We start from the raw sequence: 11,300 nt of genomic DNA on the forward strand, positions 1-11,300 counted from the left end.
GTAATGCTCCGTATAACTGTAATGTCCATAATCTTCATGGAGCATATAGTTGATATTCAGTTTTAATATGTCTTTGATGATATGCTGTATATCCAGCGTGGGAAAACGAATTTTCACATAATCAAACAGCATGGTAAGCGGTGCTTCTGGATTGAACCTTGCCAGTTCTTTATGCAGAGTTTCCAAAAGCTCCTTTGACGGCTTCATTTTTCCGCTTTCTATCTTATTGAGATATTCTCTTGTGATACCAGAAGCCACCGCCAGCCTGCCTTGTGAGATGCCGTAAACAATTCGTTTCTCCCGTAATTCTTTTATCCATTGTTCTTCATTCAGAACCATACCCCCAATCTGTCAAGTGTGAAGTTTTTTAAGGCGACTTCACAACTGAATTTTGCTAGGAAATCATGCCAGAAGCCTTATGTTTCCTATGTTTTTCGTCTATTGTCTATTTGCAAACGTACCCCTCTGTTAGATACCGAGGGGTTTTACCTGCTGGCGTGGCTTACGCCACACCAGCAACAGCTAGTCCGTGCCGTCGCCTTTCGCTTCGCACGTCGCCGTCCCGTCCTGCCTTGCTTGTGCAAGAGAGCCGATAGTCTGCAAAAAATCATGTCCTTTCGGGACTAAAGGCGTGTAAAACTCACTGATAACACTTGTTCCCACATCACAATAGCCACGCCCCTTGATACGCTTCTGGAAAAACTGCTTTTTCACATCTGAACCAAACAGCATACCGTAACCTAATTCGCTGATACGCCCAAGTCCCACACGGAAATTGAAGTTATCTCTGATACCGTCCGAGAAATACTTTGCGTCTGGACGCTGGCAGGCAACGATAAGGAAATAACCTGCTTGTCGCCCTAACATAACGATTTTCTTTAACTGGCTAAGTAGGCTCACGCTTTCTTTTGTCCCCAGCATTTCAAAAAATGCCACATATTCATCAAAGATAAGAAAGCAGGGTGGCAGTCCCAGATAGGCGTAGTTTTCGCCCGTCTTATAGTTCGGGTGTCGCTTCATTTCCTCACTTCGCTGTACCATGCCCTCATAAAAGGCATTGACGCAATCTATCATTTCTTCTTTGGTGTGATACACATTTCCCATAACTGTCCCTAAGTCTGCAAGGTCAGCGTTCTTCGGGTCTAAGATATAAAGGACAGCGTTGGTATGCAGTAAGGCTTCAATGAGCGTCAGCAGAAAATAGGTTTTACCGCCACCAGTCCCACCAGCAATCAGAGCATGAGGGAGTGCGTCATATTCCCAGACAAGATTTTTCATCAGTCTAAGACAGCCGTTTTCTGCCAGTACTTCATCAATGGTAATGCGGTTCGCTATCATATCATAAAGCAGGGTATATTCGATATAGCCGTCATGCAGGGTCTTGTCGGTCAGCTCACAATACAAGCCACTTTCCAATTTATCCTCTAACCGTAAAAGCTGGTCTTGATATTTCCCCAGCGTAATTTCACAGCGGATATGAAGCAGTCCCTTTTCCATTTGATAATAAATCTTTGGAAACCAGACGATTTTTTCCCTTGATCTGCCTTGCAGGTCAGTAAAAAAACCGCTATCTTGTACGGTATCGGCTTCATACCACTTGTTTTCCAGTATCATTCTTGCCAGCTTTTGACGGTGCAGGAGCTTCTTGAAACTGTCATAACAAAAACGGTAATACAGAAAAGCGACCAATGCACAAACACCAGTCGCTATCAGTATGGTTATGAAGTTGTAAGGGGAAAGTGTCAAGCCGTTTTCTAACAAGCTGAAATGCTCCCAATCGGTACGCATGAGCTGTTTTATATTCAGTAGCAGAAGAACCGCCACGAATATAAACAGAAGCGTTCCTATGGAAAAATGGTAGACAAGTTGCTTGTCGCTGGCTCTGATACGGTGTCCTTTGTTACAAATCTTACGCATAAATCAATCACTCCTTTCTGGATATGAAAAAAGCAGTCAATCCTAAGACTAACTGCTTTAAACTGTCTTTATTCAAAAATAAATATATCTTCTATCGGAGCTTTTACAGCTCTTGAAATATCTATTGCCAATTTAAGTGACGGATTATATTGTGCTTTTTCTAATCTCATAATAGTTTCACGACGAACACCTACAATGTCAGCGAGTTGTTCTTGTGTTAATTCTTGTGCTACACGATATTTTTTTAAATTACATACAAACTTTGCTTCCATAATTTATTCCCTTTTTTCATAACGATATAATAAATAGTTGCTAAGAAAAAGAACAAGAGCATAGATAAGTGAAACAGAAATCAGCATAAATATTGCACACCACTCAACATTACGGGAAAACATACCTATTGCCATAAGCCAGATAACTACAAATAATAGTTTAAAACCTATCTTGTAGGCTTCTAATTGTGCTTTACGTTTATTTTCTTGAAAAAGCTCATCTTCTAAGATATGGGAAAGTTTACCTTCAAAGAAAAAACTGAAAAAACCAAAAAATATGAAAAAAGCAAAAGGAAATATTTCTCCAAATTTATAGTATGTCCAAAATCCGCCAAACCCCAGAAAACCAAACATTCCACAAAATCCCCAGTAAGGAGAAATTGTTCTTGAATATCGTTTTCCCCTGCTGTTTTTTGAAAAGACATTTTTAAAGCAGATAATTACTATATAGATAGCATATAGTGCTATTAAAGCTCCAATTACTAACATAGGAATATCCTTGTAAGAAAATACATATTCCGACATATCCATATTTTTGACCCAGCGTCCATCATTGTATAATAGGGAGTAGATTGTACCAACAATAAGCAATAAAGCACACCCTACCCCCATAAAAATAATTTTTTTAATTTGTTTCTTTGACATATTTATCTCTCCTTTCAAATGAGATGTTTTTGTATCTTTATGAGATAAATATATCACTCCGCATTGTTCGTGTCAATCAAAATTAAGACAAATACATCACTTTTATTTCTTCGGCTGTCCCTGCGATGTAGGGTTCTGTGGGCTACCTGCGTTCTGGTTGCCTTTATTCTTCAACACAATATCCTCTGCCTTTACATACCAGTCCACATCTGCACCCGTATAGGTTTTTCTTGATACCGTATCGGCTACTGGATTGACAAGCTCCACAACTGCATTGTAAGGAAATTCCCTTAACGGTACTTCTGGCGGTACGGACACGGGGATAATTCCACCATGCAGACTGCACTTCAAATCATAGATACGCTTTTTAAGCTGGGTACTCGGTGTCCCGTCCTCATTTTGCAAGAACACATCACGCACCGCTGTAAATTTTAATTTTCCAAATGTTTTCTCTTTGTCAATGACAAATCCATTTGATAATCTCATAAATTCTTCACTCCTTTACTTTTCTTCAACTGCTACAATATCATCAGCTACTAATACATAATCGGTATGTCCCACATCCCCGATTGCGTACCCTCTGCCGTATAACTTCGGATTGACAAGTTTTACTTTCTGTTCATACTTGAAATGCTTTTCGCCAGCCTGCACGGGAATTTCTACCACAACATTTTCCCCTCTCTGCACATCTGAATAAAGGTTGTAGCTTCTTCTTGCGAAAAATCTGCGGTTATCTTTATCTCTGTCAAAAACATGGTCGCTTTCGCCTGCAAATTCAAGAGTTCCAAAAGACTGTGCCATATCTGGCACGACATATTTCATTTCCATATTGTTTTACCTCGTTTCTTTCTATATTTGATAAGTTTTTTGATTGTGATTTCTTATTCTGGCGGTTGGGGAAGTACCAGCAATCCCCCAGATAGTAAAGGGTAAAGTCAATGCTTACGCACCCTTGACTATCCGTGTTCTTGCAGGTTGTAGGCAGACAAGCCAGAATAAGCAGAAGTCTGCCGTTTGACAGCTTCGGCGGAGAGCGTGATTTTTCTTTCATCATACCGTTACCGCCTTATGATTTCTTCATTTTACGGCGTTTGTAAAGATATGTTCCAGCTAATCCACCAGCAGACACAAGCAACATCACGACAAATGCCATTACATTTGTACTGTCGCCCGTTTTGGGACTGTCGCTAGGTCTGTTAGGCTTTTCTGGTGTCGGTGGTGTTTCGGGTTTTTCTGGCTTTTCCTTAAAGGTAATCGTCTGTCCCTTATCCTCAATATCCTTATGCTCGGTAACTTTCTTTGGTTCGTCTGGATTGCTTAAATCGTATAATTCCTCAAAAGTTACAAGCTGTTTGCCGTCAAGAGAAGTAGCGTCAAACGTAAAAGCAACTTCCACTTTCATAGTTTCGCTGTCAGCAATAAAAGTGTAATCACTTTCCACACGTTTTCCATTGATAAGAAGTTCTGCATTTTCTTCTTTCAACATCTGCCAGCCCACAAGTTTGTACTGTGTACCGACTTCTAAGCCCTCTAAGGTTACGGTATCAATGATTGTAACGTCTTTTCCTGCTTTAAGCTCTTTATTGCCGTCCTTATCGGTAGCAGTCGTATGAATTTTGATGATACGCTCTGTGATAAGTACGGTTTGCCCGTCGTCCTCAATGTCTTTGTGTTCTGCAACTTTCACGGGTTCGTCTGGATTGCTGAAATCATACAATTCTTCAAAGGTAACAAGGTTTTTGCCACCTAAAGCAGACGCATTGAATGTATAGGAAATTTCCACTTTCATTTCTTCATCATCAGCGACAAAGGTATAATTGTTTTCTACACGTTTTCCATCAATGATAAGCTCTGCGTTTTCTTCCTTTAACATCTGCCAGCCTTTGAGCTGATACTTTGTGCCTTTTGTAAGTCCGTCCAATTTGACAGTATCAACGATTGTAACCTCTTTTCCTGCAAGGATAGTCTTTTCGCCGTCTTTACTGGTCGCTGTGGTATGAATAGAGATTTCTTTTTCGTATTCATCAGTTAGCGTTCCTAAATCAATCACAAGGTTATTTCTTGATACCACGATTTCAAAAGGTGGGATAAGTTCAAAGCCTTTGTTACTATCGCAACGTATTTCTTCAATGATATAGGTATCATAAGGTAATGCCCCCTTGCTGTCGTCTGGTTCAGAAGTCCCAAACCACACACCGTCCTCACTGGTCTTGCCTGCGTTAGTATTATGCTTGTGAGAAGCCCATTCAGCAGAAGTGGAGAACTGCCCGTTATCATCAGTTACCACAACATGATTTTCGCCCGTCGTCTTGCTTGTGATCCTAAAGGGAACATCAGCAAGACGCTTGTGTGTGCCTGCACCGATTTTCACGCCCTCAATATCTCCACGCTTAATCTGATTATAGATAGAATGGGCTTTTTCGGTTAAGTCCACGATTTTTCCATTTTCTGTGATTGTAAAATCAATCGGCTTTGCACCGTCTGTCAAATATCCGTTTGGAGCTTCACTTTCAACGATACGGAATTTTCCATAAGGTAAGAGGTCAGAAGCAGTAGAAGCGACACCCTCAATATCTGTACGAATAGTTTTTACGACTTCATTTTTCTTGTATAGCTTGCCCTCAACCAAAACAGAATTATCATTTAAGGAAATGATGTCTAAGGCAGTATCTTTCAAAGTGGCACTTCCTTGTGGCTTCGTATCGCCCGTTTCTAAATCTCGTTTCTGAATTTTGACACCGCCACGGATAACCTTGTCTGATACGGAAAACTGGTTACTTCCAGATAATACGGCAAGGTCGCCGTCCTCGGTAATCTGTGTTACATATAAGCCCTTAATCTGTTCGGACTTATCGCCAGCCTGCATATATGCACCGTCTAACAAGTAGCCGTTTGGAGCTTTTGTTTCTTCAACGGTTAGTGTTCCTAAAGGAAGAACGGCTTTACCGTCCTGCATATAGAAGCTGTCGCCAGACACCTTGTATGCGTCCGCTAATTTTGTGAGGTAGTGGGTTGTCCCGTCGATGTCAGTTTCAGCGATTGTCTTTGTAACCCATGTACGAGTAGCTTCGGCAGGGAGATTGTCTTTGTTATAGAAGCCTGCATAATACTTCCATGTAAATTCCGCACCTGCTAAAGAAGCATTCCCCTGCGGATTGTCTTTCTGTGTTTCCATATCTATCTTGAAAAGCTCAATCAAAGTGTCTGTTACTTTCGGTGTATCTGATACTTTCAAAGTCGCTGTTTTTCCAGCTTCAACCTTTAAGGAATATACAGTTTTATCTACTTTATATCCTGCTGGTGCGGATAATTCCTTGATATAGACTGTGCCTGCTTTTACCTCTACAACATCTGTATTTCCGTTTTCATCAGTCGTAAGGGTGGCAAGCTGTTTTGTGCAGTCCTTATCAGCAAAGACACCATAGGTTGCACCTGCAATAGAGTAATTCCCGTTACCGTCTGTAATGCTAGTATTACTGGAAGTCTTTTGTAATTTCGCATTTCCGACATTCAGCTTCGCCCAGAATTGTCCCAATTCCTGCCCCTCGCCAGAGTAGATATAACCGCCACATTCATAGCGTCCTTTATTTTCTTTGACAAAGGCTTTCGCACCAGCGAAAACTTCGTCCTGCGTTGCCTTTGGAATTTCATCATAAGAAGCTCGCACGTTATCACATTGCCAGCCAAGATGTACGCTCAATCTCTGCCAGACGACACATTGTTCCAACAGATAGACTTGCTTGTAGTTCAGTTCCTTGTGAGCTTCGCCATACTGTTTGACATACTCTAAGGATAACGCCACATCTGAAATCTGGTCGGCACTCATGCGTGAGCTTGCGTCAGCTCTGGTCTTGTAGCCGTTCTTAAAATCTGTATTGATGTCAATACAATAAGCAGTTTCGCCCTCGACTTTCATATAGCCCTCATTGAATGTCGAACCGATAGAACTGTCATTCATTACTTTTTCAATGATACCGACACGCTCTGCACTTTCCGTCCAGTATTGCTTGCTTTCTGCATGAACGGGTGTAGTCGGTAAAGCAGTAACGACAGTTGCAAGAGCTAAGAAGCCCGTACACAATCGTTTTAACATCTTTTTCATAAATCTAATGCTCCTTTCATTTTGGGTATAAAAATAGACGCTCATTTCTGAACGTCTACATTATTAAAAGGCTTGTCCTCTCACACATATTCTATTTTAATAGGTACAACAGTTGCCTTTCTCCTTGTATTTTCGTTGTTTTCATCACTTGCGTTATCTACAACCCCCATGTCCCGGGTCAATTACCACTATGTAATCTTTCTCCTTTGTCTTAACTGTGCTTTCCCTGTTTTCAACTACTTTGTTCATATTGCAGGCAATTAACGTCACTGACATTAACAAAATCAGAGACATCAAAATTTCCATTTTTTTGCTATACTTAATAAATTCCGTCACTATTCTACCCTACATACTTTTTATACAATATATGTAGGGTAGTTGCTTTTTATTTTACAATACTTCCTGAACGTTTAAAATTAATGAAACCGCTATGCTGACATTATCAACATAACGGTTTCATAGCAAAAGAGAAATACAAATTTCTACTTATAAGCTTGTTACAATATCTGACCAATCATAGTCAACCTGTTTATATGATGGATTTACCAATTTCAAAATGCTATCGTACAAATATGTATGACCTGCATTTGTAGGCATTTTTCCACCATCGTATAATGCTGATGCCACATTATATACAGAATATGAATAAATATCACTATATACATATGAGCCATCACTTAAAACAGCATATGCTCTTACTTTGTATTTTGCTGTATATTCCTGTACTGTCTGGTTCTCAAATAATGTTGTCATTACATAATACTGAGCTGTCTTTGAGCTTCCAAATACTTTATCAACATTTCCATTGTTAGTTGATTCAAATGATGCAACATAATAGTTGTCAGTTGATACTGTCATATCGATATTCTTTACACCTGTATCCTTATCACCAAGTTTTGTTAATGCATATACAAGTCCATGTTTTACAACATTCTTGCCATTAACTGTTGGTTCAACAGATGCCACAACTCTGCTTCCCTTTAATGTTGAACTAATCTGATATCCTACAACGTTTACATCCTTGCTTGTTACAACTGTTTCAGTACCAGGCTCTGTTGGTGTTTCTGTAGGTTTCTCTGTTGGCTGCTCAATTTCTCCTGTATTATCTAAGTCATCCGGCTTATCAGGATTTTCAATATACTGTACTCCGCCGTAAGGTACAGTGATTGTCTTTGTATATTTGTTGTTAGTTTCATTCATTTCGCCAAATACATTACTGTCATCAGCCCATGCTGTTACAGTATGTGATCCGGTTGTTGCTGTCCATGAACTTCCACTATTTCCACCGGTTGCTGTTAATTTAATTACCTGTCCCGGCTGAAGTCCATCAAAATACTGGTCATTCCATGTAATTGGAGATGGATATGGATTTCCATCAATCTGGAACTGTACACCTAATTTCTGACCTGCAGGAATTGCTGTATCTCCGGCATTTACAATAGTAGCTGTAAATGTAAGTGCATCTCCTACATTGATAATCTCTTTATCCCACGTAACATCTAAAACCTGAATATCATATCTTCCTGTTACAGGTGTATAAGTAGGTTCTCTGTCAGGAGCTTCCTGAACGTTAAATGATTTTGATCTTGTGTTGTTATCCTTTGAAAGCTCATTTGGAAGTTTATTTCTATAATCCACTGTAGCTTCAATTGTATGTCCACCTGCTGTTGCTGTCCATGTAGAGGTTGGTGAAAGCTTAATTGTTTCTCCTGCCTTTAAACCACCTTTATATGTTGTGTTTGTGTAACTTCCTTTTCCATCTACAGTTATTTTAATCTGAATTGCTACTCCTTCAGGAATATCTACATTTGATGTATTCTTAACTGCAGTTGTAAATGTTACTTTGTCACCTTCTTCAATAGATGAAGAATTGCTTTCATTTTTCCATGAAAGACCTGCAAGTGCAACGTCATATCCTGTAATTCCGTCTAACGGATCTATAACTCCACCACCCTGTGAAGTATCTGCTTCCGGATAACCCGGAACTTCATATGTAACATCATCATCTAAAAGTGTCACTGTATCATTGCCTGCTAAATTTTTAGGTGTAGCATTATCTGTATAGAAAGGCCATGTACTTGTGTTCTTTCCTGTCTGGTCAGAAACAACCGCACCAACAGTAAGTCCGTTAAATACAGCTGATGAATTTGCATTTTCTCTGATTGCTGCTCCTGAATAACCTGAGCTTGAGAAATCAGAAATCTGTTTTGAAAGACCTGCACCTAAAATTGTAGTATCATTAAATGTGATATTACTATAACTTGTTCCTAAAAGTCTTATTGCAGTAAACGGTGAATCGTAAATCTGTGTATTATTAAATACAATATTTTTTACTTCCTGTTCAAAGTCAATAGCCGCATAATCTCTTCCCCAACATTCTTTTGGTGTACCACATCTTACAAGAATGTTGTTGTCAAATGTATTAGGTGTAGAACCTGAGAATTTGTATCCAGGGAATGTTGTATTAAAGTGAATACCTGCTGCCATAAATGAATCACATAAATAGTTGTTGTAAACCTTGTGACCCTGACCACCATAGATTGCCAATAAACCGGCTCTCCATCCTAAGTCAATTGTGTTATATGCAAATACGTTATTTACTTCATCTTTTGCACCCATGGTCTGGTCATTCCACATTGCCAAGCCATCATCACCATTGTTTCGTACTGAACAGTTATATACTACTGCATTACTTGTTCCCTGACAGAAGTTTACACCGTCAGCTAAGTTATTTCTAATTCTGCTGTTTACAACTTTAACTCCATCACAGTAATCGATTTTTCCATTGTAATCACCAAACCAAAAACCACACTCAAAGTGTTCTTCCCAAATATCATGAATTACAGAACCATCTGCCCATATATCCATAAAGCATTTATAAATTGCCTGTTCATTGTGTCTTGAACGTAATCCTGAGTTAAGATACATATTACAGAACTCAACATTTTTACAATATCCGTCAGCTACTGTGCTTCCCTTTGCATTTGGGTTTCCGCCTGAAACGCCACCACCGGAAACTTCTTCACTTGTAAACTGAATATTTGTGTACCAAATTCCGGCACCTGTAATCTTCATATTTTCAGCACCGATAGTCCACATTCCATCTAATAAATATGTACCTTCCGGAATGTATAAATCCATTCCCTTCTTATCTGCATCTGCTACTGCCTGCTTAAATGCTGCTGTATTTTTGCTGGCAATTGCAGCATCAAATGTATCACGGTCTCCATGTTCACCATAAGCTATAGCACCATATTCTTCAACACTTACTGAATTATCAGGCTGTTCAATTGCTTCCGGTACATCCTCGATTTCAAGGAAATCAACACCATATTCATATCCACCTGCACCTGTGCTTTGAATTTTAATCTTATCACCACTCTTTAATGGTGTATCAAGAAGAAAATGTACTTCATCAAATGCAAATGCGCCTATTGCTCCTGCACTATCGCTTGGGCTTCCACTACCAAAGTTAAAATACTGCCACATCCAGAATGAATCTAATTTTACAGTTTTTACTTTTTTGTTATTTACATATACATCCAGAGAACCCTTTACACCTGTTCCACCATTTCCGTCAGGCAGTGTAAATCTCATTGTTACACCTGCTCCTGTTGTTTTCATGGTCCATTCTACGGATGAACCACTTCCCGGAAGTCCTACATAGGACTGTGCTGATGCCTGGGTTGCAATATTATTAGGATTCCAATCTGTAGATGTCTTAAGTATTGCTCCTCCGCTAAGCACTGCATCTGTTGAATCATATCTTGTGTATGGCATTTTTGCTCCTACACGTCCGTTTGCATCTGCTGTCGGAATAGTAAATTGATCCGCAACACCTGCTGCTTTTACTTCTTCCTGACCTTTCTTCAAAGCAACCGGCTGCACTGTCATTGCCAATGCCAATGTGACTGCTAATACTTTTTTTACAATCTTTCTCATTAATTACTCCTTTCCGTTAAGTTTGCAGAAAGAGAGAACCAGCCCCCCAGTCAGTTCTCTCCTTCACTTTTAAAAGTTTTTTCTATAATTAATTAATGACTATTCTATCTCAGAAGCATCCGCTACTGTATTTCCCCAATTGTAATCAACCTGTGCATAATCAGGGTTTACAACCTTAAGGATGTTGTTGTAAAGGTAATCATGGGCTGTGATTGTATTCATCATCTTGTTTGAATACAATGTGTCTGCTATGTCATATACTGAGTATGAGCTTACCTTGCTGTATACATATGTTCCATCGCTAAGCTCTGCATATGCTCTTACCTTATACTGTGCTGAGTATTCCTTTGCCGTGTTTGCTCCAAACAATGTTGTTCTTACAAAGTATGTTGCTGTGTCTGATGATCCGAACTTAACATTTT

Annotated in this window: 10 protein-coding genes; all 10 read right to left on the reverse strand. The window is 39.5% G+C overall.

Going from position 1 to position 11,300, the window contains the following annotated elements; all coding sequences use genetic code 11:
• Nucleotides 1-339: helix-turn-helix domain-containing protein (locus tag DWW68_RS13095; protein WP_147365698.1), on the reverse strand; the 339-nt coding region annotated here is incomplete at its 3' end.
• Nucleotides 340-522: 183 nt separating this feature from the next.
• Nucleotides 523-1,917, reverse strand: coding sequence for an FtsK/SpoIIIE domain-containing protein (locus DWW68_RS13100; RefSeq protein WP_117824594.1), 1,395 nt, complete (start codon nt 1,915-1,917; stop codon nt 523-525).
• 68 nt (nt 1,918-1,985) lie between these two features.
• The gene (locus DWW68_RS13105) at nt 1,986-2,189 is read right to left on the reverse strand and encodes a helix-turn-helix transcriptional regulator (RefSeq protein WP_008787613.1); all 204 of its coding nucleotides are present in this window, start codon (nt 2,187-2,189) and stop codon (nt 1,986-1,988) included.
• A 3-nt stretch (nt 2,190-2,192) separates the two neighbouring features.
• Nucleotides 2,193-2,834 (reverse strand): DUF3796 domain-containing protein, encoded by a 642-nt coding sequence (locus tag DWW68_RS13110; protein WP_117824593.1) that lies wholly within the window; start codon nt 2,832-2,834, stop codon nt 2,193-2,195.
• A gap of 102 nt (nt 2,835-2,936) precedes the next feature.
• Nucleotides 2,937-3,320 (reverse strand): YdcP family protein, encoded by a 384-nt coding sequence (locus tag DWW68_RS13115; RefSeq protein WP_117824592.1) that lies wholly within the window; start codon nt 3,318-3,320, stop codon nt 2,937-2,939.
• A gap of 15 nt (nt 3,321-3,335) precedes the next feature.
• The gene (locus DWW68_RS13120; protein ID WP_117824591.1) at nt 3,336-3,662 is read right to left on the reverse strand and encodes a YdcP family protein; all 327 of its coding nucleotides are present in this window, start codon (nt 3,660-3,662) and stop codon (nt 3,336-3,338) included.
• Between the two features lie 238 nt (nt 3,663-3,900).
• A complete protein-coding gene (locus DWW68_RS13130) occupies nt 3,901-6,936 on the reverse strand; it encodes an SrtB-anchored collagen-binding adhesin (RefSeq protein ID WP_117828754.1) in 3,036 nt (1,011 codons plus the stop codon).
• A 153-nt stretch (nt 6,937-7,089) separates the two neighbouring features.
• Nucleotides 7,090-7,272, reverse strand: coding sequence for a hypothetical protein (locus tag DWW68_RS13545; RefSeq protein WP_147365778.1), 183 nt, complete (start codon nt 7,270-7,272; stop codon nt 7,090-7,092).
• A gap of 150 nt (nt 7,273-7,422) precedes the next feature.
• Nucleotides 7,423-10,878, reverse strand: coding sequence for a CARDB domain-containing protein (locus tag DWW68_RS13135; protein WP_118590407.1), 3,456 nt, complete (start codon nt 10,876-10,878; stop codon nt 7,423-7,425).
• Nucleotides 10,879-10,977: 99 nt separating this feature from the next.
• Nucleotides 10,978-11,300, reverse strand: a 323-nt coding sequence (locus DWW68_RS13550) for a hypothetical protein (RefSeq protein ID WP_158576921.1), incomplete at its 5' end; no start/stop codon positions are given.

The sequence above is a fragment of the Eubacterium sp. AF16-48 genome (genome assembly GCF_003479405.1).
GTDB classification, from domain to species: Bacteria; Bacillota; Clostridia; order Lachnospirales; family Lachnospiraceae; genus Eubacterium_G; species Eubacterium_G segne.